Annotated in this window: 20 protein-coding genes; 3 read left to right on the top strand and 17 right to left on the bottom strand. The window is 61.9% G+C overall.

The genetic code is table 11. The features are described from left to right. Positions 1 to 238: 238 nt before the first annotated feature. The 9 genes from GT571_RS07045 to GT571_RS07005 form a co-directional block, all read right to left on the bottom strand. The gene (locus GT571_RS07045; RefSeq protein ID WP_161156302.1) at positions 239 to 628 is read right to left on the bottom strand and encodes a metal-dependent transcriptional regulator; all 390 of its coding nucleotides are present in this window, start codon (positions 626 to 628) and stop codon (positions 239 to 241) included. Between the two features lie 212 nt (positions 629 to 840). After that, positions 841 to 1,611: a Cof-type HAD-IIB family hydrolase gene (locus GT571_RS07040; RefSeq protein ID WP_117854924.1), complete on the bottom strand. Its 771-nt coding sequence runs from the start codon at positions 1,609 to 1,611 to the stop codon at positions 841 to 843. 6 nt (positions 1,612 to 1,617) lie between these two features. Then, positions 1,618 to 3,477, bottom strand: a complete 1,860-nt coding sequence (locus tag GT571_RS07035; RefSeq protein WP_161156300.1) for an ABC-F family ATP-binding cassette domain-containing protein — start codon at positions 3,475 to 3,477, stop codon at positions 1,618 to 1,620. A gap of 203 nt (positions 3,478 to 3,680) precedes the next feature. Further along, on the bottom strand, positions 3,681 to 4,556 hold the full coding sequence (pstB, locus tag GT571_RS07030; RefSeq protein WP_117564461.1) for a phosphate ABC transporter ATP-binding protein PstB: 876 nt from the start codon (positions 4,554 to 4,556) through the stop codon (positions 3,681 to 3,683). After that, positions 4,553 to 5,479, bottom strand: a complete 927-nt coding sequence (pstA, locus tag GT571_RS07025) for a phosphate ABC transporter permease PstA (RefSeq protein WP_117564462.1) — start codon at positions 5,477 to 5,479, stop codon at positions 4,553 to 4,555. The genes pstB and pstA overlap by 4 nt, the downstream gene beginning before the upstream one ends. After that, entirely contained in the window at positions 5,472 to 6,380 is a 909-nt protein-coding gene (pstC, locus tag GT571_RS07020) for a phosphate ABC transporter permease subunit PstC (RefSeq protein ID WP_161156298.1), read from the bottom strand. The genes pstA and pstC overlap by 8 nt, the downstream gene beginning before the upstream one ends. A 24-nt stretch (positions 6,381 to 6,404) precedes the next feature. Further along, entirely contained in the window at positions 6,405 to 7,361 is a 957-nt protein-coding gene (locus tag GT571_RS07015) for a phosphate ABC transporter substrate-binding protein (protein ID WP_240140097.1), read from the bottom strand. Between the two features lie 275 nt (positions 7,362 to 7,636). Next, a complete protein-coding gene (locus tag GT571_RS07010; protein ID WP_161145156.1) occupies positions 7,637 to 9,073 on the bottom strand; it encodes a M20 family metallopeptidase in 1,437 nt (478 codons plus the stop codon). Positions 9,074 to 9,127: 54 nt separating this feature from the next. Then, complete coding sequence (locus GT571_RS07005; protein WP_338400649.1) at positions 9,128 to 9,823, bottom strand: HAD hydrolase-like protein; 696 nt, start codon at positions 9,821 to 9,823, stop codon at positions 9,128 to 9,130. Positions 9,824 to 9,946: 123 nt separating this feature from the next. Here GT571_RS07005 and GT571_RS07000 point away from each other — a divergent pair, with 123 nt between their 5' ends. Continuing rightward, on the top strand, positions 9,947 to 10,807 hold the full coding sequence (locus GT571_RS07000; RefSeq protein ID WP_117803061.1) for a DegV family protein: 861 nt from the start codon (positions 9,947 to 9,949) through the stop codon (positions 10,805 to 10,807). Positions 10,808 to 10,900: 93 nt separating this feature from the next. Here the strand turns inward: GT571_RS07000 and GT571_RS06995 are convergent, their stop codons facing one another. The 5 genes from GT571_RS06995 to GT571_RS06975 form a co-directional block, all read right to left on the bottom strand. Next, the gene (locus GT571_RS06995; RefSeq protein ID WP_055250871.1) at positions 10,901 to 11,209 is read right to left on the bottom strand and encodes a type II toxin-antitoxin system RelE/ParE family toxin; all 309 of its coding nucleotides are present in this window, start codon (positions 11,207 to 11,209) and stop codon (positions 10,901 to 10,903) included. A 2-nt stretch (positions 11,210 to 11,211) separates the two neighbouring features. After that, positions 11,212 to 11,511 (bottom strand): type II toxin-antitoxin system RelB/DinJ family antitoxin, encoded by a 300-nt coding sequence (locus GT571_RS06990; protein ID WP_055250873.1) that lies wholly within the window; start codon positions 11,509 to 11,511, stop codon positions 11,212 to 11,214. A gap of 113 nt (positions 11,512 to 11,624) precedes the next feature. Next, positions 11,625 to 12,383, bottom strand: a complete 759-nt coding sequence (locus GT571_RS06985) for an LOG family protein (protein WP_161156296.1) — start codon at positions 12,381 to 12,383, stop codon at positions 11,625 to 11,627. 213 nt (positions 12,384 to 12,596) lie between these two features. Continuing rightward, positions 12,597 to 13,736: a tRNA guanosine(34) transglycosylase Tgt gene (gene tgt / locus GT571_RS06980; RefSeq protein ID WP_055250876.1), complete on the bottom strand. Its 1,140-nt coding sequence runs from the start codon at positions 13,734 to 13,736 to the stop codon at positions 12,597 to 12,599. A 464-nt stretch (positions 13,737 to 14,200) separates the two neighbouring features. Beyond that, positions 14,201 to 15,001, bottom strand: a complete 801-nt coding sequence (locus GT571_RS06975; protein ID WP_006235414.1) for an SDR family NAD(P)-dependent oxidoreductase — start codon at positions 14,999 to 15,001, stop codon at positions 14,201 to 14,203. A gap of 294 nt (positions 15,002 to 15,295) precedes the next feature. Here GT571_RS06975 and GT571_RS06970 point away from each other — a divergent pair, with 294 nt between their 5' ends. Beyond that, complete coding sequence (locus GT571_RS06970) at positions 15,296 to 17,059, top strand: coiled-coil domain-containing protein (RefSeq protein WP_161156294.1); 1,764 nt, start codon at positions 15,296 to 15,298, stop codon at positions 17,057 to 17,059. A gap of 332 nt (positions 17,060 to 17,391) precedes the next feature. On the opposite strand, the gene queA is transcribed toward GT571_RS06970, so the two are convergent. The 3 genes from queA to GT571_RS06955 form a co-directional block, all read right to left on the bottom strand. After that, positions 17,392 to 18,603 carry a tRNA preQ1(34) S-adenosylmethionine ribosyltransferase-isomerase QueA gene (gene queA, locus GT571_RS06965; RefSeq protein WP_118206532.1) on the bottom strand — a complete coding sequence of 404 codons (1,212 nt, stop codon included), beginning with the start codon at positions 18,601 to 18,603 and terminating at the stop codon, positions 17,392 to 17,394. 70 nt (positions 18,604 to 18,673) lie between these two features. Beyond that, on the bottom strand, positions 18,674 to 19,249 hold the full coding sequence (locus GT571_RS06960) for an epoxyqueuosine reductase QueH (RefSeq protein WP_161156292.1): 576 nt from the start codon (positions 19,247 to 19,249) through the stop codon (positions 18,674 to 18,676). A gap of 62 nt (positions 19,250 to 19,311) precedes the next feature. Beyond that, positions 19,312 to 19,881 (bottom strand): DUF3267 domain-containing protein, encoded by a 570-nt coding sequence (locus GT571_RS06955; protein ID WP_161156290.1) that lies wholly within the window; start codon positions 19,879 to 19,881, stop codon positions 19,312 to 19,314. Between the two features lie 132 nt (positions 19,882 to 20,013). Between GT571_RS06955 and GT571_RS06950 the strand changes: the two genes are divergently transcribed. Continuing rightward, positions 20,014 to 22,164, top strand: coding sequence for a methionine--tRNA ligase (locus GT571_RS06950; protein WP_161156288.1), 2,151 nt, complete (start codon positions 20,014 to 20,016; stop codon positions 22,162 to 22,164). Positions 22,165 to 22,198 lie beyond the last annotated feature (34 nt).

Genomic DNA, 22,198 nt, shown 5'->3' with positions numbered 1-22,198 from the left:
TCTGATGGTGTCGACGTCAATGGTATACGGGTGCATCATCGACGTCTTCAATACAGAAAATATCAGTGCGGAATGTTTTCAAAACCAAGCCCGGCCCCGGCCTGCGGTGACATCGCTGGTGGTTCTTGGGCATCGCTTGTTGGCGGGGTTCCTTGTCTGAGTTGGACTTAGTTGGTGGGGCTACTGGTCCCGGTCGCTGGTTCGCGCTTTGCGCGAACTCCGCGCCACTGTGAGTCAGTTAGGCTTCCGTTGTTGGGCCCGCCACATCTTCCCGCCCCAACATCGCCCTTAACTTCTCAAAGCTCTCCTCGCTCAGGCAGTGCTCCATGTGGCAGCCCTCTTGCGACGCAACCTCAGCCGAAACGCCTGCATCCTCCAGCAACCCCACGAAAAAGCAGTGGCGCTCCCACATCTGACGGGCGACCTCAAGACCGCGTTCCGTCAGATGCACATCGCGTTTGCCCATCTCCACGTAGCCGTTGCTCTCCAAGGCAGCCATGGCTTTAGAGACGCTTGCCTTGGTTACGCCCAGGTATTCGGCAACGTCAATCGAGCGAACGACGCCCTGGCGCTCCGAGAGCACATAAATAGATTCGAGATAGTCTTCTCCAGATTCACGCAGGGCCATGGGCCGCCTTTCGCGATGGCTTCTAGTTAGCCTTTGGATACTTTTGCTTGATTTACTTTACCGCAAAAGTTGCCTATGTCTTACTACGTTGTCTAAAAAGTTAACCGTGTTTCACAAAACGCACGGGACGAAAACAAAGCGGGGACACGCCCCGCAAGGAGTGCCCCCGACTGCCGGCGCAAAAGGAACGTCCCCAAGTGCCGAATCCGTAGCTATAGCAGGCCAAAGTGCTCGGCGGCGTTGTAGATGCCGTCGTCGTCTACGGCGGTCGTCACGTAGGTCGCCGCGGCCTTCACGGTATCCTGCGCGTTGCCCATGGCCACGCTCGTGCCCACGGCGGCAAACATCGACAGGTCGTTCTCGCCGTCGCCAAAGGCAATCGCCTCGCTCGCGTCGATACCAAGCCGCTCGAGCGTCGCCGCCACACCCAGGTCCTTGCCGCCGTTAGCGGGAATAATGTCGCAGAACAGGTCGCACCAGCGCGTGGTGAGCGAATGCGACACGGCGTCGGTCACGATATGCTCGTCGGCCGGATCCACAAAGGCGCAAAACTGGTAGACCGGCGCGTCAAAGGCGTGCTCAAACGGCTCCTCGTGGTAGACAATTCCCGCGTTGCTGCCGGCCGTCACCACGCGCTCGGATAGACGGTTCACAAACGAGTTCTCGCCCTGCATGCACAGCGAGTCGTAGCACCCCTGCGCCACCTGGTCCACGATCGCCGCGACGTCGTCCGGATCGATCGGGCAGCTGCGGTAAACGCCCTTGCCATCAAAGCAGTGCTGGCCCGAAAGCGTAATGTACGCATCCCAGCCCAGGTCGAACAGCCAGTCCGGCATCTGGTAGGTCGGACGGCCCGTGGCGATCACGCACGCAATTCCCTGCTCGCGAAAGCTGTCGAGCACCTGCTGCGCCGACGCCGGAATCCGGTGGGTCTTAAAGCTCAGCAGCGTACCGTCGATATCGAAAAACGCGGCTTTGATCATTCTCGCCTACTCCTCGCCCTCGAGCTTTTCGCTCGCCTCGAGCCACGCCATCTCCAGCTCGTCCATGGCGGCGTGTGCCTCGTCGATCTTTGCCTGCTGCTCACCCAGCGCCGTGTAGTTGGTGGGATCGACCTGGGCCATGGCGGCCTCGGCCTCCTCCACGCGAGCGCGCTGCGTTTCCATCTTGCGCTCGAGCGAGCTCACCTCACGACGGAGCTTTTGGCGCTCGGCGTTGGACAGGCCATTGGGCTGACCGCTCGCCTTGGGCTTATCGGCCGTCGCAGCCGCGGCACCGGTGTCGAACGTGCCGGTCTTGGCACTCGGCGCGCCCACGGGCTCGCCCTCGGCGGTAGCGTTGCACAGGCGCAGGTACTGGTCGACGCCGCCGGGCATATGCGTCAGGTGGCCGTCGAGCAGCGCCCACTGCTGGTCGGTCACGCGCTCCATCAAAAAGCGGTCGTGCGTCACCAGAATCAGCGTGCCGGGCCAGCCGTCCAGCAAGTCCTCGACAATCGCCAGCATGTCGGTATCCAGATCGTTGCCGGGCTCGTCCAGGATGAGCACGTTGGGCTCGTCCAGGATCGTCAGCAGCAGCGACAGGCGACGGCGCTGGCCGCCCGAAAGATCGCCGATGCGGCTCCAGAGCTGCTGCGTCGTAAAGCCCAGACGCTCGCAGAGCTTCTCGGGCGAAGTCTCCTTGCCGTCGATGACGTAGTACTTCTTATAGTGGCTGAGCACCTCGCGGATCGTGTCACCCATGTAGGGTTCGAGCTCCTCGAGCTGCTGCGACAGCACGCCAAAGCGCACCGTCTGGCCGATCTTCACGCGGCCGCGCAGGGGCGCGATCTTGCCCTGGATCACGTCGAGCAAAGTCGACTTGCCGGCGCCGTTCTCGCCCAAAAGACCATAGCGGTCGCCCGCACCAATGAGCCAGGTCACGTCGTTGAGCACCTGCTTGGGCGCGCCATCGGTATCCGCATAGCCGGCGTCCACGTCGACCACATCGATAACCTGCTTGCCCAGGCGGCTCACGGCCAGGCGCTTGAGCTCCAGCTCGTCACGCACGGGCGGCACGTCGGCGATCAGCTCGCGAGCGGCATCCACGCGAAACTTGGGCTTGGTGGAGCGCGCCTGGGCACCGCGGCTCAGCCACGCGAGCTCCTTACGTGCCATGTTGCGACGGCGCTCCTCGATAACCGCGGCCATGCGGTCGCGTTCCACGCGCTGCAGGATATATGCCGAATAGCCGCCCTCGAAGGGATCGACCTGGCCGTCGTGAACCTCCCACATGCTGGTGCAGACCTCGTCCAAGAACCAGCGATCGTGCGTGACCACGAGCATCGCGCCCTGACCGCGCTGCCAGCGGGCCTTTAAGTGACGCGCAAGCCAGTTGATGGTGCGCATGTCCAGATGGTTGGTGGGCTCATCGAGCATGAGCACGTCATAGTCGCCGATCAGCAGGCGCGCGAGGTCCACGCGGCGGCGCTGACCGCCCGAGAGCTCGCCTACCATGCCCTCCCAGGGCACATCGCTAATGAGGCCGGCGAGGATCTGGCGCGTACGGGGGCTCGACGCCCACTCGTACTCGGGGGCGTCACCCACAACGGCATGATGCACGGTATCGGTATCGACAAGCTGGTCCTTTTGGCCGAGTAGACCGATCGTGATGCCGCGGCGGTGCGTCACGCGTCCGTCATCGGGCTCCAGCGTGCCGGCGAGCACGCTCAGCAGCGTCGACTTGCCGTCGCCGTTTTTACCGACAATACCAATGCGGTCGCCCTCGCCCACGCCGAGCGTCACGCTATCGAAAATATGCTTGGTGGGAAACTCTAGGCTGACGGAATCGCATCCCAAAAGAATCGCCATATGCCCTGCTCCTTCGTAGAAATTCAACGTTCTCCATGATAGCGAAAACCACCACAAAGGGGACGGGCGCCTTCGTGGTGGTTTTGGGCAAGCGCACCAGCACACGACACAAAAAGGCGGGCCATCTCCCGCAAGAGATGACCCGCCTCTCCAATCAGTCCCGCGGCAACCGTGGCCGCCGCGGGCCTCAAGCATGTCCCGGACTAGGAGAACATGCCGGTGAGGTAATCATTCAGCCGCTTATCCTTGGGCCGTTGGAAAATCTCGTCGGTCTCGTCGTACTCGACCATATCGCCCATGTAGAAAAACGCCGTGCGGTTGGACACGCGCGACGCCTGCTCCATGTTGTGCGTCACGATGACGATGGCGCGGTCGGCCACGATCGACGACATGAGGTCCTCGATCGCCAGCGTCGAGATGGGGTCGAGCGCCGAGCAGGGCTCGTCAAACAGGATTACGTCGGGGTTGAGCGCCAGCGTGCGCGCAATGCACAGACGCTGCTGCTGACCGCCCGAAAGCGCGTAGGCGCTCTTGTCGAGCTTGTCTTTGACCTCGTCCCACAGCGCGGCACCGCGCAGACTTTCCTCGACCATGCGGTCGAGCTCGTCACGGTCGGTGATGCCGTGGCGCTTGGGCGCAAAGGTGATGTTGTCGCGAATGGACTTGCGGAAGGGGTTTGGCTGCTGGAACACCATGCCGATGGAGCGACGCAGCTCGTACGTGTTCTCGGTCTTGGTGTTCACGTTGCGCCCGCGGTAGTTGATCTCGCCCTCCACGCGACAGCGGCGAATCTCGCGATTCATCAGGTTGAGGCTACGCAAGAAGGTCGACTTGCCGCAGCCCGAAGGCCCGATGAGCGCCGTGATCTCACCCTTGTGGAAGTCGAGCGACGTATTGTGCAGCGCATGGTGGTCGCCATAGTACACGTTGACGTCCTTGGCGGAGAGCACGACCTCGTCGCTCACGGCCTTGCCGCTCACGCGCACGCGCCTCTCGCTCTCCCCCACGCTCGACAGAAAGTCCTGGGGGGTGTCGGACGTGGCCGCCTCGGTTGCGGGCGTTGCATTCATATCGCTCATTCGGCCGTCATCTTCCTTGCCAGTTGCTTGCCCACGATACGGGCGACTACGTTAAACAGCAGCACGCAAATCATCAGCAGTGCCGCGGTGCCCCAGACGATCTGCTGGGCCTCGGGGCTGCCCTCGCCATAGATCTTGTAGATGTGCACGGCCAGCGACTCGCCGGGACGGAACACGTTCCAGGCGCAGGTGGGGCTCGACAGGTTAAAGCTCAAGAAGTTGAGGCGGACCGGCGAGCTCATGCCCGAGGTAAAGAGCAGCGCCGCGGCCTCGCCAAACACGCGGCCGGCCGAAAGCACGATGCCGGTCACGATGGCGGGCATGGCCTCGGGAATCAGGATGTGCAGTGTGGCCTCCCAGCGAGTGAGGCCCATGGCCAGGCACGCATCGCGCTGGGCCTGCGGCACGTCCTCGAGCGCCTGCTGAATCACGCGCACCAGGATGGGGATGTTGAACATGGTGAGCGCGACGGCGCCGGAGATGATGGAGTACTTCCAGCCCAGCTGCACCGAGAACACCAGAAAGCCGAACATGCCGACGACGATGGAGGGCAGCGAAGACAACGTCTCGATGGCGGTCGAGGCGATGTCGCGAATGGGACCGTCGGGCGCGTATTCAACTAGGAAGACCGCGCCGCCCAGGCTGATGGGCACCGAGATGATCAGGGTAATCAGCAGCAGATAGAACGAGTCGAACAGCTGGTAGAGCACGCCGCCCTGCGTTCCGTTGGCGCGTGCGGGCTGCGTGAGAAAGCCCGGCTGGAACAGCGTCGAAATACCCTCGAACAGGATGTAGGCCACCATGGAGACGACGATAAGCATGACGATGGCGACAATCGCCGTCAGCACGCCCGTGGCGATACGGTCTTGCCTTTGGACACGCCCGAGTCTCGCCTCGTCGATATGGATGCGCGTGCTAGCCACGAGCCTTCGCCCCCTTGCGGCCAATGAGATGGATGATCAGGATAAAGATGAGGCTCATGCCCATCAGCAGCAGGCCGAGCGCCCACAGGATGTCGTCCTGGGCCGAGCCCTCGGCATAGACCGCCATGGACGTGGTGAGCGTGGTGGTGATGGTAGACGCCGGCGACAGCAGCGACGTCGGCATGGCCTCGATGCCGCCAATGACCATGCGCACGGCGAGCGTCTCGCCAAAGGCGCGGGTCATGCCAAGGATGACTGCGGTCATGAGCGAGGGCATGGCGGACTTGAGCACCACGTGCCAGATGGTCTGCCAGCGGGTGTAGCCCAGCGCGAGCGAACCCTGGCGGTAGCTATCGGGCACGGCGCGCAGGCCATCGACCGAAAGCGTGGTCATCGTCGGCAGAATCATGACTGCCAGCACGATAGCGCCGGGCAAGATACCCAGGCCTGTGCTCACGTGGAAAACGCTCTTCATGAGGCCAACGACCACGTGAAAGCCGATCAGGCCAAAGACGACCGAGGGAATGCCGGTCAAAAGCTCAATAAGCGGCTGAAAGACCTTGGAGCCAAATTTTGGTTGGATCTCGACCGCAAAAATGGCAGAGCCGATGGCGATGGGCAGCGCGATGAGCGTAGAGAGTACCATGACCGCAAACGAGGTGACGATCAGGGGCAGGGCGCCGGTATAGGGCAGGCCGTTTTCGGCTGTGTTGGCCAGGTCCCACTTGGTACCGGTGAAGAACTCGACGACCGAAACGCCGTCCTTAACAAATGCCGAGAGGCCCTTTTGGGCGACCATAAAGATGAGCGCGGCAACGACAAGCGTCACGAGCGCTACGCACGCGCCCGTGACGCCCAGGCCTACGTTCTCAAGGTCGCGCTTTGGCAGCTGTTTTGCCATTGCAAACCTTTCCGGGGCGATTACTTATTTAGCGGAGACCTTGCCGCTGGCGTCCTTGACGACCTTCATGGCAGAGACGGGAATGAAGCCCTGCTCCTCGACGAGCTTGCCCTGGACGTCGTCGGAAAGCATGAACTCCAGGAAGGCCTTGGTGGCCTCGTCGGCGTCCTTCGCGCAGTACATGTGCTCGGTAGCCCAAATCTTAAAGGAATCGTCGGTGACGTTTGCGCTCTTGGGCTCCACGCCCTCGACCTTGATGGCGTTGAACTTGGAGTCATCGAAGTGCGAGAAGTCGAGGTAGGAGATGGCGTTATCGGTGCTGCCCATCTGAGTCTGGACGTCGCCGGACTTGTCGAGCTCGGCGTCGCCCTTAAAGTCGACGGCCTCGTCGCCAAAGACGGCGGCCTCGAAGGTGGCGCGGGTGCCGGAGCCGGCCTTGCGGTTGAGGACGACGATGGTGGCGTCGTCGCCGCCGACCTCCTTCCAGTTGGTGATCTGGCCAGAGAAGATGCCCTTGAGCTGCTCGAGGGACAGGTCGTCGACCGTCACGTTTTTGGAGACGACGGGGCCCATGCCCACGACGGCGACCTCGTGGTCGACGAGGTTCTTGACCTGGTCGGCCTCGAGCTTGGTCTCGGCGAAGACGTCGGAGTTACCGATGGTGACGGTGCCGGCGGCGACAGCGGTCAGGCCCTTGCCCGAACCGTTGCCCGAGCCGGAGACGGAGACGTCGGGGTTGGCATCCATGAACTTCTCGGCAGCAGCCTCGACGAGAGCCTGGAACGAGGAGGCACCGTCGTAGGTCACCTCGCCGGAGACGGACTCGGCAGCAGCGGCGCTACCCTTGTCGGCGGCGTTGGAAGCGCCTGCGCCACCGCAGCCAACGAGGCCGAGGCCGACGATGCTGGCAAGACCACCAGCGAGGCCGAGGAACTGACGACGAGAATAAGCCTGATCGAGCATGATCTTCCTTTCATACATGCGACTCGCGGGCACCCTGCCCGCTTTGCTGTTTGGAAAGATACGGCCTCGATCGGGCGACGACCGCCTTATCTGCGGTTTCTTACGGCCATTTGATAGACCCTTACCGCAAGCGCGGCCCAGCCTTTACAAACGGATAACAATCCAGCGCCGAACATGGCGCACCTTTTACACCAATAAAAACAAAGTTGCGGTGAAACAGTTCCTGCTTGGCCATCAAATGGCCCATTCTAGGAACTATTCCACCGCAACTTAGATTGGGAAACCGCGAAACCCTAAAGCTCTAATTCATTCAAACGGAGGATCGCAACAATATAGATCTTGAGTGCTTGCTTGAGCTGCTCTTCGTTGGCGCACTCGTTGGGACCGTGCATCTGGCCGCCCCATGTGGGCAGCTCCAGGCCGGTCTCCTCGGGGCCAAACGACACGGCGCGGGCAAAGTTGCGCGCGTACGTGCCGCCGCCCATGGCAAAAGGCTCGGCGTGCTTGCCCGTAAACTCGTTATAGGTATTGATAAGCGCCTTCACGGCCGGATCGTCGGCAGACACCGAGAACGGCACCTTTGCATGACCCAGGCGACACGTCACGTCAAAGCGCCCCACGAGCGGCTCGAGCTGCTCGCGGATGGTATCGGCGCTCGTGCTATCAGGGAAACGCACGTCGATGACCTGCTCGATATGGCCATCCACCACGCGGATGACGCCGGGGTTGCAGGTGAGCGGGCCAAACGCCGGGCTCGTCGCGTCGATACCCAGGCCGCGACCATAGGCGTCCGCATGCACAAAGGCCAAAAACTTGACAAACTCGTGCTCGGCAGGCGTCAGCAGGCGTTCGCCGCGGGCACCAAACGCGTCCTCGGCCTCGCGCAGATACGACACGATCAGGCCGACGGCATTGATCGTCCCCTCGGGCATCGAGGCGTGACCGCCAATACCGTGGGCGAAAATCTGCACATGACCATTGTCGAGAGCCGTGATCTCCAGGCGGTCAGCATTCTCGACCGGCGCCGGCAGCTCATCGGCGGCAATCGCGAGCTCGCAGATGGACTGCGACGGAATGGCATTGCTCGCCTCGGCGCCGCTCCACGACACGATGCGCCCGCCGTCGATCTTGGGACTCACGAACGTCGCCCCAAACTGGCCCTTCTCGGCATTGCAGACCGGGAACTCGGCATCGGGCGTAAACAAAAAGTCGGGGTCTGCGTGGTTCTCCAGATAATGGTGAACGTCGGACATGCCCACTTCCTCATCGCAGCCCAGCAGCGCGCGGAAGGTGTAGCGCGGAACAATGCCGTGCTTGAACAGGTACGCGCCGGCATAAAGCGACAGCACTGCCGGGCCCTTGTCGTCGATCACGCCGCGACCGAGCAACCAGCCCTCGCGACGCTCCATCGCGAACGGATCGGTGTTCCAGCCAGGGCCGGCGGGAACCACGTCCACGTGGCAGATAGTCGCGAGCTGCTTGTCGCCGCGGCCTGGGATATCGGCGATTCCCACATAGCCCTCGTCGTCGCTCGTCTGATAGCCGAGCTTCTGCGCAATGCCGAGCGCGCAATCGAGCGCGTCACGGACCGGGCGGCCAAACGGCGCGCCGGGCTCCGCATCGGCAGAAACTGCCACGGAAGGATAACTCACCAGCTGCTCGATATCAGCGACGACATCCTCCCAGACCTCGTCGACATACTCAGCGACGCTCTGCTCCACCTGATTCATGGACGACCTCCTTACCAATGAGCGGCGAGCGCGCTCGCCCCTCACATTACGTCATTAGATAGCGAAAAGTTTAGCAAGCTCGGCCACCGAGTGCACCACCGCATCGGCACCCGCCGCCTCGTGCTCGCCCGGCGCCGCCGCGCCCGAATAGATGCCGATGCACGGCACGCCCATTGCGTGCGCGCCCTCCACATCGTTAAAGCGATCGCCGATCATCACGGCATCGTCGGCCGTCGCGCCGAGCGCCGCCAGGGCATCGCGGACCGAATCGGCCTTGGTCTCGCGTCCCTGCGGCGGATTCATGCCAATCACCGCCTCAAACTGAGAGAGCCCGAGCTCACGCACCATGTCGATGCACTTGGCCTCCATGCGCGACGTCGCCACGGCCATACGTTTGCCTTGGGCGACCAACCCATCCAGCAGCTCGGGGACCCCATTGAACACGGGATACTCCTCCGGTCCCAGTTCATCAAAAAAGGCGCGGTACTCATCGGCCACCACAAGCGACTCCTCGCGGGAAAAGCCGTAAAAGTCGTGAAAGCTCTTCCACAGGGGCGGCCCGATCATGCGGCGCAGATCACCCATCTGCGCCTCCGAAAACCCGCGCGCAGCCAGCGTCTTGCGCGTCGAGGTCATCACCGCCCGGCCCGTATCGGCCACCGTGCCGTCAAAATCGAACAGCACGACCGGCCGTCTGCCTATCTCCAACGCCTCCATCGGCATTCCTCTTCCCCAGTTGATGATTTCCACACCGACACTTCAAACTGTTGACTATTCAACAATTGAACCTAGTAATGTGGAACGACTCCACTATACTTGTCGCACTTTGCTCTCAGAAGGCGGCGCGCAAGCGCCCCAACGAAAGGTGCAATTATGTCTTTTGCCATCATAACCGACTCCACGTCGGACATCTCCCCCGCCCGTGCCCAAGAGCTCGGCATTTACGTGATTCCGCTGCATGTGATTATCGAGGGCGAGGACCTGCTCGACCAGGTGCAGATTACCGCCGAGGAATACGTCGCCCGCATGGCTGGCTCCGAGCAGCTGCCGCACACCTCGCAGCCGAGCGCCGGCGAGTTCAAGGCGCTGTTTGACCGCGTACGCGCCGATGGCCACGACAGCGCGATCTTTATCTCGCTGTGCAGCGAGTGGTCCGCCTGCTATTCCAACGCATGCCTGGTCGCCGAGACCCACGAGCTCGACGTGCGCTGCATCGATTCGCGCACCGGCTCGGGCGCCGAGGGCCTGCTGGTGGAGTACGCGCTTGCCATGCGCGAGGACGGCCGCAGCTTGGACGAGACCGAGGCGCAGATCCGCGCGACGCTGCCCGACGCCCACCTGCTGCTGATTCCCCGCACGCTCGAGAACCTGGTCAAAAACGGCCGCGCCCCCAAGCTCGCCGGCCAGCTGACACAGATGCTCAACATTCGCCTGGCCGTTTCGCCGGAGTGGAAATCAGGCGAGATCAAGGCAATCAAAAAGGGCCGCGGCGCCAAGCGCATCGTCGCCAACACCATGGCAGATTGCCTCGCGTTTTTGGACGAGCACCCGGGCTCAAGCGTGCGCGTTCTCACGACCGGCGCCGCCGAGGAGCAGGAACTTGTCAACGAGGCGCTCGCGGGCCAGGACTACGTAGACGCCGGCACTGGCCCCATCGGCTGCACCATCGCCACCCACGTAGGCGTCGATGCCATCGCCATCAGCTACTGCCCCCGCTACCAGCCCATCCACTAGGGGCACCTTTACCTCTTGCGGTGGAATAGGGACTGTTTTTGGCTTATTAGCCGCCAATCAATCCCTATTCCACCGCAACTTAGAAATCGGCGATCAGCCCAGCGGACCCTGAAACAGTTCCTGATGAGTGCCCATTCTCACCAGCCTAATCACTGGGTTAGTCTTATGGGGAAGATAAAGAACGACCACATCGACCAAGCCATCGGATAGGTGGAAATCGATGTGGCCGTTGTAGTTTCCGCCCGGGTTTGAGAGCTCGTGGGCGCCATACTCCGCCGGAAGTGACCCATGAGCCACAAGCTCTGCAACCGCCGCTTTAAACTCACTTTTTAGTTGCGGATGCATGCGCATCGTTCGTTTGTAGTCCACCTTAAATTGAGCCTCGACTTTAATCTCGAACATCGCTATTCCTCATCGAGGAATGACATAAGCTCATCAGCGTTATTGAATGACAGGCTATCGTCCGGCAAAATCCCCAGCTCATGAGCCTCGGCGATCACCATGGCGCGCCTCGTCACCTCGTTGGGCACCTCCGCCCTTCCTACAATCTCAAAAGGAATCTTTCGCTGATTTACCAGCTGCCGAACGGCAAGATTGAGATAGGAATTGAGGCTGAGGCCGACCGAATCCAAGAACTCAGTCGCCTGCTCCTTGAGCCCCTCTTCGATTCGAACCGTCGTAGGCTTAACTGTTGCTGTAGACATTTGCGACCTCCTCGCCCTCGTCTTTTACACCAGTATACCCAATATAAATGGCAATCTGATGTTAGATAACATCAGATTGCCATGCGTATTCATGTCGCGTGGGCACGATTGATCTACATCAGCCCGCTGAGCGCAATGTCAACGGCCTCGTTGAGGTCGTCGGTAATGTGTACCAGATCCGGATCGAGCGGGCTAATCATACCGGTGCTCATCACCGGGCCGTTGAGCCAGTCGAATAGGCCCTGCCAGTACTCGGTGCCCACCAGCACGAGCGGCATGCGCTTGACCTTGTGCGTCTGCACCAGCGTGAGAACCTCGAACATCTCGTCGAGCGTGCCAAAGCCGCCGGGAAATACGATGGCGCCCGAGCTGTACTTAACGAACATGGTTTTGCGCACAAAGAAGTAGCGGAAGTCCATGCCGAGGTTCACGTATTTATTGAACCCCTGCTCGTGCGGCAATTCAATGCCTAGGCCAACTGACTTGCCGTTGACACTCGCCGCTCCCCTGTTGGCCGCTTCCATGATGCCGGGGCCGCCACCGGTGATGACCGCCACGCCACGTTGCGCGATCTTGCGCCCGACGGTACGCGCCGCCTTGTAGAGCGGATCGGTCTTGGGCGTGCGGGCGCTACCGAAGATGGTCACCGCAGGTCCAAGCTCGGCAAGCGCGCCAAAACCATCGACAAACTCTGCCTGAATGCGCAGCACGCGCCACGGGTCGGCATGCAGCCAGTCGGTCGAGTCCTCGGGCGCCAGCAGGTTGGCGTAGGTGTTGTCCTTAGGAATCATGGGGCCGCGCATGACCACGGGGCCGCGGCGGTACGTCTCGTCGTAGACAGGCTCGCCCTCGACGTTCTCATTCTTAATCATGGGTACTCCTATCGAGAAAAAGAAAAACGGGCGGGGTCGACGCTGTGCGCCAAACACCCGCCCGAACATCAACTATTCGGTATGGTACCCACGATGCATCAAGTGCTTGCAAGCTATCGGTCATCGGTCGCGCAAGCGGTGTTAGCAAACGTGATGACCGGCCGGCGCTCGCCCCTTGCCGTTGCCCGCGCTCTGCAAGCGCCCGTGCTGCTCTTAGTAATCCACCGCCGCAGGGCTGTTCATCCAGTCGCTCACGAACGCGCCGTAGCGGCCCTCGATAATGGCCTGGCGGGCCCGCTGCATAAGGTTGAGCAGGTAGTAGATGTTGTGCATCGAAAGCAGAATGCCGCCGAGCATCTCCTTCTGCGTGACCATGTGACGGATGAGCGCACGGCTGTAACCGCCCGTGCACACCGGGCAGGTGCAGGTGGGATCGATGGGACCGTCGTCGTGCGCAAAGCGAGCGTTGCGGAAGTTGAGGCGACCCTCGCTGGAGAATGCCGTGCCCATACGGCCGGTGCGCGTCGGCAGCACGCAGTCAAACATGTCGATGCCCACGCCAACGCCGCGCACGAGCGTGGTCGGGTTGCCGACACCCATCAGGTAGCGCGGCTTATGCTTGGGCATGTACTCGCTCACGAGCGGCGCCAGGGTCTCGAACATGGTCTCGTGATCCTCGCCCACCGAATAGCCACCGATACCATAGCCCGGGAAGTCGCCGCACTCCTCCAGATGGCGCAGCGAACGCAGGCGCAGATCCAGGTGCATGCCGCCCTGAACGATGCCAAAGAGCGCCTGGTCATCGCGGGTATGCGCCTTATAGCAGCGCTCGGCCCACATGCTCGACAGCTCAACGGCGCGCTCAACGTAGGCGCGCGTGGCGGGATAGCCCGGGCACTGGTCGAGCTGCATGCAGATATCGGAGCCGAGTTTCATGGCGATTTCCATGTTGTCCTCGGGCGTCCAAAACACGTGGCGGCCGTCGTAATCGTTGACGATAAAGCGCACGCCCTCGTCGGTGAGCTTGACGGCATCGTTGTGGCTGAAGACCTGGAAACCGCCCGAGTCGGTGAGGATGGGGCCGTGCCAGTTCATGAACTTGTGCAGGCCGCCCAGCTCGGCGATGGTATCCTCGCCGGGACGCATGGACAGATGATAGGTATTGGCGAGCACGATCTGGGCGCCGAGCTTCTTGACAGTCTCGGTAGGAATGCCCTTGACGTTTGCCTTGGTGCCCACGGGCATAAAGATCGGCGTCTCGATGTCGCCGTGCGGGGTGTGCAGTACGCCGGCGCGCGCGTGCGTCGTCGGATCCTCGGCAATCAGGTCGAATTTAAAAAGGTTCTGGTCCATAAACTGGAACTCCTTGGTTGCGGTTCATACGCAAACCATTATACGGGCAACCCGCAAGAAGCACCGACTCGACAGAAACTAGTGCATTAGGATCAGGTTCCCGCGCTAGTCGTTGGGTAGTCGTTGGGGACAGTCTTAAACGGCTAGACGTTGGGGACAGTCTTCAGCGCCATCTTGCAAATGAGCGCCCCAATCTGCCGGCACTCAGGGACTGTCCCCAAGTGCCGGCAAGAGTGTCCCTTTCGACTAGTCATTTAAGAACGTCCCCAACGACTACATCCAACAGTCAAGGTAACGCCGATGCTCTGACAACATCAGCGAGCGGTCACCAGAGCGAACAAATTGGCATGAAAAGAGGACGGCATAGACCTTCTGGTCATGCCGCCCTCTTTGAATGACAAGTTGTCGCTCTGGTGACCGCGCAGCGTCGGCCCGTTACGGCGTTTGGTAAAACGCCGTAACTCCTACGGACGCTGGCCCATGCCACCCTCGAGGGTGACGGTCTCGCCGTTCATATACTTAAAGTCGGGACCGCAGAGCTGAACGACAACGCGGCCGATTTCCTTCTCGACGTCGCCGTAGTGACCCGCCGGCGGCATGTGGACGTTGGCCTTGAACGCCTCGGGATAGGCATCCTGGAAGTTCTCGAGCGCGGCGGTCCAAGCAAGCGGGCAAACGATATTGACGTTGATGCCGTCCTTGCCCCACTCGTTGGCAGCGACGCGGGTCAGACCGCGGATGCCCTCCTTGGCAGCGGCGTAGCTGCACTGGCCATAGTTGCCAAACAGGCCGGCGCCCGAAGCAAAGTTGACCACGGAGCCCTTGGTCTCCTTCAGGTGCGGGTAGGCCTTCTGCATGTACAGATAGGTGGCATACAGACCGGAATAAATGGCCAGGTTAAACTGATCCATGGTGTGGTCGGCGATAGTCACACCCGAGGCGCTGGCCTGAGCATTGTTGACGACGGCGTCGATGCGGCCGAACTCCTCAATGGCCTTGTCGATGACGTTCTGGACGACAGCTTCGTTGTCCTGACCAGCCGAAACATCGGCCTGAACAGGCAGAACCTTGACGCCGTACTCGGCCTCAAGGGATTCCTTGGCAGCCTCGAGCTTGGCAACGTTGCGGCCGGTAATGACGAGGTTTGCGCCCTCCTTGGCAAAAGCGATATCGATGCCGTAGCCGATGGAACCAGCGGAGCCGTCCTTAAGCGTGGCCTTGCCGCCGCCGGTAACGATCACGGTCTTACCAGTGAAAAGTCCCATACAAAGTCCTTTCAAATCGCGACGGGCCTGCCCGTCGACTGCGCGCATCCAACTTCACGCGCCAAAAGCTGAAATGCAACTTTAGCGGGTTCAAGCGAAAAATAAAGCCCATGGCAGGCGAACGGCGCAACGTCTTTCGGCGAAGGGAATGTCAAGTACAAACTGGATAAAGTGGCCGAGTTTTTGCTATCGACGCGAGCCATCGAACACGTTTTGAAACTTTGCTGCAGCGCGCGGGATGTCGACGCGAGACTTTATCATAGGGTGACAAACAACGATGAGGAGCACATGCCTATGACAGACGAGCTGGACCCCCAGACTCAACAGCATATTGATGATTCCGCAGACGTCACCGCAGATGCTGACGCTGTGACCTGCGATGATATTGGCCTCGACGACCCCATCTTAGACGAAAGCGCTACGGCGGAAACCCCCGGCGCCGAAGATGCAGGCGAGCAAAACGACGATGCGCCCGCTCAGGACGACCACCCCGTACAGGATGCTGCTCCGCAAGCTGCGGGCCCTATCGAGGTTTCTTCGGAAGAAGAGCTCGACGCCGTCATGGACTCCATGATGGATGCCGTCAAAGCGATGAAAGACGCCGTGGCCGACGCTGACGTTGACGCCGAGGAAGAGGAGGCCGCCGAGGCAGCCTCGACCTTCGTACCCGGCGAGACTCCGGTTGCCGACCAGGGCAGCACCATGCCCTCGTTTCTGCAGCTCGAGCATCCCACGATTGGCACCGATGCGGTCGACCCGCACGCAGCAGGCTTTTCTGTGATCGAAGGCGGTACCGGCAATATCGCCGTGCCGCAGACTGCCGATGCGGACGCTGCCGACACCGCTCGCCCGACTGCCCCGCACTCCCCCGCCGCGAGCCGCGATCTGGGGACCGCTGTCTCGAACACTGCGAACGCCGTGGGCACCTTTATCGCCCAGGGCGCCTCGGCCATGCGCGAGATGAACGCCGCGAAAAAGGCACTTGCCGATGCCCGCGCCCACCTGGCCGAACTTGAGCAGCGCATTGCCGATCAGGCCGAGGAACTCGAGACGCGCCAGGATATCGCAGGCCGCTACGACCAGATCGTCGCCGACCAGCGCCAGGCGATTGCCACGGCCCAAAAGACTGCAGCGGCCGCCGAGATTGACCGTGATGCCCACGCCTCCAAAGCGACAGAGCTCAAGGGTCAGCTCGAACAAATGAAGACAGAGGATGACGCGACTGAGCTCCGCCTGAAGGCCGCGCTCGACGCCGTGGAGGCCCGCGAGGCGAGCTCACGCGAGACCGGCAACCGCCTTGTTCGACGTCTTGAGGATTCCAAGCGCATCCGCGACAAGGTGAAGGCAGAGCGAGACGCCGGCATTGCCGCCGCACAACAAACCGTCGACGCCACGCGCGCCCAGCTCGAGACGCTGCGTCATGAGTATGCCGAGCTGCAACGCAATCCCTCGGCAAATCCCGCCAACTATACGGTGCGCACCAGCGAGCTCTCGATGCAGATTTCCGACACGGCAGATGCCCTGCGTAAAGCCGAAGAAGATGTCCCGCGCATCACCGCCGACCTTGAGCACTCGCTTGCCGCAGCCGAGCAGGCCGTCGAGCAGGCTCAAGCCCCTATCGCCGACGCAAAACGCGCGCACCAAGCCGTGACGACCGAAGCCGATGCCGCGCGCGACGAGCTGCAGACGGCGAAGACCGCCGCCGCGACTCGTCAGCGCGAACTGCGCGAGAAGATCGCCGCGGAGGACAAGGCACGCCGCGAGCAGGAGCAGACCATCGCCAACGCCCAAGCAGATGCCGCACATGCACAGTCGATCATCGAACAGGCGACCGAGGTGCACGACCACCCAGAAATCACTGAGTCGCTTGCAGGATCCTTGGCCCGAGACAAAGCCGAACACGCCGAGACCGAGCAAGAAGTCGACCAGCTCGAGGCCGCCGAAGACGACGTACGAGAGCGCACCCGCGACTCACGCATCAAATTCACCGGAGCCATCGTCTGCATCGTCGCCGCAATCCTGGTGATCATCCTAGTCTGGCTGTTCGCAAGCAAGTAGTCATTGGGGACGTTCTTAAACGACTAGTCAAACAAGAACGTCCCCAACGACTAGCCCAATGACGAGAGTGGATAATCTCCCACTTTGAGCCCCCAAGCAGGCCAAAAACGGGAGATTATCCACTCTCATTCTGCAGGCACTCATTTAAGTACGTCCCCAATGAGTACCTGCCGATGCTTTGGCGAAGTCAGCGAAAACCCCCCTAAGCGAGCAAGGTGACGTGAAAGAGGAGGGCATTGACCTTCTGGTCATGCCCGACGATTGAACGTCAGATTGCCGCTTAGGGGGGTTTGCAGCGTCGGCCGGTTACGGCGTTTGGGAAACGCCGTAACCTACAAAATGAGCATGGCGTCGCCAAAGCTGAAGAAGCGGTAGCGCTCCTCGATGGCGGCGGCGTAGGCATCCATGATCTGGTCGCGGGTGGCAAGCGCGCTCACGAGCATCATGAGCGTGGAGCGCGGCACGTGGAAGTTTGTGATCAGCGCGTCGACCACGTGATAGGTCGAGCCGGGCATGAGGTAAAGCTGCGTCGTGGCGTTCTCGCGCGCCACGATGTCGCCGCGGCCGAGCGTGTCGGCACCGTCCTCGCGGCCTTCAAAATAGCGCGCCGTCACAGCCGGATCGGACACCGGCGCGTCCGCGTCAAACGCACTCTCGAGCGAGCGCACCGCGGTGGTGCCGACGGCGATCACACGATGACCCTCGGCCTTCGCCTTATGCACGGCGTCGACAACCTCCTGCGACACGTGGTAGCGCTCGGTGTGCATGACGTGCTGCGTAGGGTCGTCCTCCTCCACCAAGCGGAAGGTATCGATGCCCACCTCGAGCTCGACGGCGGCAAACTTCGCGCCCTTGGCCTCGATAGCGGCCATGAGCTCGGGAGTAAAGTGCAGACCCGCCGTAGGAGCGGCAGCCGAGTGCTCCTCCTTCATGGCGTAGACGGTCTGGTACTTCTCGGGGTCGCCCTCGTAATCGGTAATGTAGGGCGGCAGCGGCACGTGGCCGGCCGCATGGATGGCCTCGTCGAGCGTGCGCGGGTCGCCGGCGGCATTGCAACCGACCGGCTCAAAGCGCACCAGACGGCCACCACGGCTATCGGTGACAAAGTCGATGACCTCGGCCGTCAGCACCACGGGAGCCCCCTCTGGCGCATGGGCGCCACCGGCGCGATACTCAATCTGGGCACCGGGCTTCAGGCGCTTGCCCGGCTTGACCAAGCACTCCCAAACATGGCCCAGCGGGTCAACATCCTCGCGGCGCTTGAGCAGCAGCGTCTCGACCACGCCACCCGAGCCGGCTTTGCGACCGATCAGGCGGGCCGGCATCACACGCGTCTTGTTGATGACGAGCACGTCGCCCGGCTCGATATAGTCGATGATGTCGCGGAAGATGCGGTGCTCAACGGTGCCGCCATGCTCCAGCGGCGTTCCCGCCTGGGAGCCCTTGCGATCCACCACCAGCAGGCGGCAGGAGTCGCGCGGCTCGGCGGGAGCCTGGGCGATCAGTTCCTCGGGAAGGTTGTAGTCAAAATCATCGGTACGCATAGACACGTCGGATTCTCCTTATATAGCTAAAGTCCGCCCTACATCCTAGCAGGCTGACGTCCCAAATGAACTACTTTTTGGCAGCCTTGCGCTCGTCGCGAATGCGAGCGCGGTCCATGGCCGCCTCGACGGCAGAAAAGCGGCAGCCGCAGTAGTTCTGTCGATACATGCCCAGTTCGCGCGAACGGCGCGTAGCCTCGGGATAATACGGGCGAAAATCGCGGATCACCGGGGTAAGCCCACGTGCCGCCGCCAGGCGCTCGAGTACGTCATTGCAGGTGTCGAACAGCTGGTACGGCGAGACGGCGAGCGTCGTACCCACATATTCAAACCCGCGCTCCTGGGCAACGCGGCATGCCTCGGCCAAGCGCAAGGCATAGCACACGCGACAGCGACGGGGACGATCGGCACCCAACGGGGCCACGCCGGTCTCCCAGCGTTCGCGGTCCTCCCCGGCCTCGATGAGCTCGATGTCGCCGTCGGCACACCACCGGCGCAGCTCGTCCAAACGACGCTGCCATTCATCGCGCGGCTGAATATTGGGATTGGTCCAGCAAATCGTGGGCTCAAACCCCTCCTCGCGCAGCAGGCGAACCGGCTCAAGCGAGCATGGCGCGCAACAAGCATGCAGCAACAACGGCTTCATCGACATCTCCTCCCCCGCAATGATTTTTTAATCCCCGTCCCAGAAAAATCATCCCAAAAAGACTACCGTGCGAAAAAGCGCACGCCAAAGGACGTGTCCTCGCAGGCGGCAATGCGGCGGTCGCGCAGGATCGTCCGCACGTAATACCAGTCGCCCGTGCATCCCGAAAGGTGCAAACCAGCCGCCAGGTAGCACAGCAGCGGATACCCAGAAAACGCAAATCCCAGGGCAAACGCCGCCGTCACAACAACCGTCGGCGCCAGGCAAACCGCCATATACCGCCGGCGCGAATACACAATCCCCTCGGCGCAGGCATAGATCATGCACGTCTCACGGTTCGCTCCAAAAGTCACGTGCGCACTCGCGGGCGCCAGCAGCTTAAAAAACACACCGTGCACCAGCTCGTGCACGGCAAACGACGCCATTGAGACCGCAGCCAAGCCGACTATCCAGCCCAAGACCGCCGTCCAGCCGCCCGCGTCAGCCGCATCCAAGTCTGCAGGCCCGCCCAGCAGCATAAACACCGGCACCAGGCACACGGCAAACACGCCGACTACGACCATCCCCCACACAAAGCAGGCGTGCAGAAAATCCTCGTCCTCAAACGCATGTATGTTGGAAATCTCATTCATAGCATCTTAGGATAGCGCCCCTGCCACGTACCCGTCCGCATGTGCGATAATGTCGAACGATATGCACGAATTGACCACCGCGCCGCCGAACCCCGTGCCCGGCTGCGCTCTTACAATATGCGAAGGAGTCCCATGGCATCCAAATACTCCATGAACGACCGTCCCAGCTGGCCTCGCCGCGCCATCGTTACCGCCGGCGAGCCCTACGGCAACAAGGGCCTTCACTTTGGCCACGTTGGCGGCGTCTTTGTCCCGGCCGACTTCTTCGCCCGCTTCCTGCGCGACCGCCTGGGCCGCGAAAACGTCATCTTCACCTCGGGCACCGACTGCTACGGCTCGCCCATCATGGAGAGCTACCGCAAGCTCAAGGAGAACGAAGGCTACGATAAGTCCATCGGCGAGTATGTCGAGTCCAATCACTCCCGCCAGGCCACGACCCTCAACAACTACAACATCAGCTGCGATATCTACGGCGGCTCGGGCCTTGAGCCGGCGGCCCAGATCCACAACGAGGTGACTGCCGAGATTATCGAGCGCCTGCACGAGCAGGGCACCATCTCCAAGCGCTCCACGCTGCAGTTCTACGATGCCAAGGCCGGCACGTTCCTCAACGGCCGCCAGGTCATCGGCCGCTGCCCCATCCAGGGCTGCAAGTCCGAGAAGGCTTATGCCGACGAGTGCGATCTGGGCCACCAGTTTGAGCCCGAGGAGCTCATCGCGCCCAAAAGCCAGCTCACCGGCGAGGTGCCCGAGTTGCGTCCGGTCGACAATCTCTACTTTGACCTGCCGGCCTACCTCGACTTTATGAAGACCTACACCGCCAAGCTCGCCCAGAACCCGCAGGTTCGCTCCGTGGTCTCCAAGACCATGGAGGAGTGGCTGCTGCCGGCTCAGCTCTACATCCAGAACAAGTTCCGCGAGGCCTTCGATGCCGTCGAGGACCAGCTCCCCGAGCACACCGTGCTGGAGCCCGAGGGCAACAAGAGCAGCTTTACCGTCACCTTCCCCAGCTGGAAGAAGCGCGACGACGCCCACGCGGTGCTCGCCAACGGTGGCGTGCGCTTCCGCAGCGGCAAGGCACTCGTGCCCTTCCGCATCACCGGCAACATCGACTGGGGCGTTCCGGTGCCCGAGGTCGATGGCGTCTCCGACGTCACCTGCTGGTGCTGGCCCGAGAGCCTGTGGGCGCCCATCAGCTATACGCGTACCGTGCTCGCGCGCGATGCCAAGGCCGCCGGCGTGACCGAGGGCGTCGCCGCCCAGGATGCCGCCCTCATGGGCGAGCCCGCCGCCGACTCCACGCAGGTGCCCGCACCCACCTACCAGCACAGCTCGCTTGACTGGCGCGACTGGTGGTGCTCTGACGACGCTCAGATTTACCAGTTCATCGGTCAGGACAACATCTATTTCTACTGCATCGCGCAGACCGCCATGTGGGAGGCCCTGGGCTGGGACCTCACGCAGAGCACCGTCAGCGCCTGCTACCACCTGCTCTACATGGGCAAAAAGGCCAGCTCGTCCTCGCAGACGCCTCCCCCGCCGGCAGACGACCTGCTCAACCACTACACCTGCGAGCAGATGCGCGCGCACTGGCTGTCGCTCGGCCTATCCGAAAAGCCGGTGAGCTTTAGCCCCAAGGCATACGACACGCGTGTGACCGGCAAGGACAAGGACGGCAACGAGGTACGCGCCTGCGACGACAAGCGCGTTATCGACCCGGCCCTTAAGGAGAGCGCGCTGCTGACCGGCGTGTTCAACCGTCTGGCCCGCAGCTGCTTCTACGGCGTCGCCGTCAAGGAAGGCGACGAGAGCCCCTACCGCAACGGCTGCATCCCCGCCGGTGCCGCTTCTGACACCGTGGTCGAAGCCGCCCAGCAGGCAGCCCTCGCCTTTGAGCAGGCCATGTACAAGTTCGAGACGCACCGCGCGCTTGCCGTGTGCGACGACTACCTGCGCGCCGCCAACAAGCGCTGGAGCGACGCCTCCAAGGCCGCCAACAAGCTCGAGGGCGAGCCGGCCAATGCCGCGATGACGCAGGCCCTTGTCGACGCCTTTACCGAGCTGCGCGTGGCAACCGTCCTGATGCACGGTATTGTGCCGGCCGGCTGCGAGCTCATCTGCGAGTACTTCGACGTCGACCCGGTCGCTTTCTTTAGCTGGGATAACATCTTTGCCTCCACGGACGAGTTCGTGGAGATCCTGGGCGAGAAGCCCGGCGAGCACCGCGTGAAGCCGCTGCCCCCGCGCTTCGACTTCTTTAGCAAGCACGAGAGCCAGTACTAAACACTCGACATGTAATGGAATGGGAAGGAAAGAC

Source organism: Collinsella aerofaciens, from assembly GCF_009876115.1.
Taxonomy (GTDB): Bacteria; Actinomycetota; Coriobacteriia; order Coriobacteriales; family Coriobacteriaceae; genus Collinsella; species Collinsella aerofaciens_N.
The sequence above is the reverse complement of the archived record's forward strand: the minus strand, read 5'-3'. Positions and strand labels throughout refer to the sequence as shown.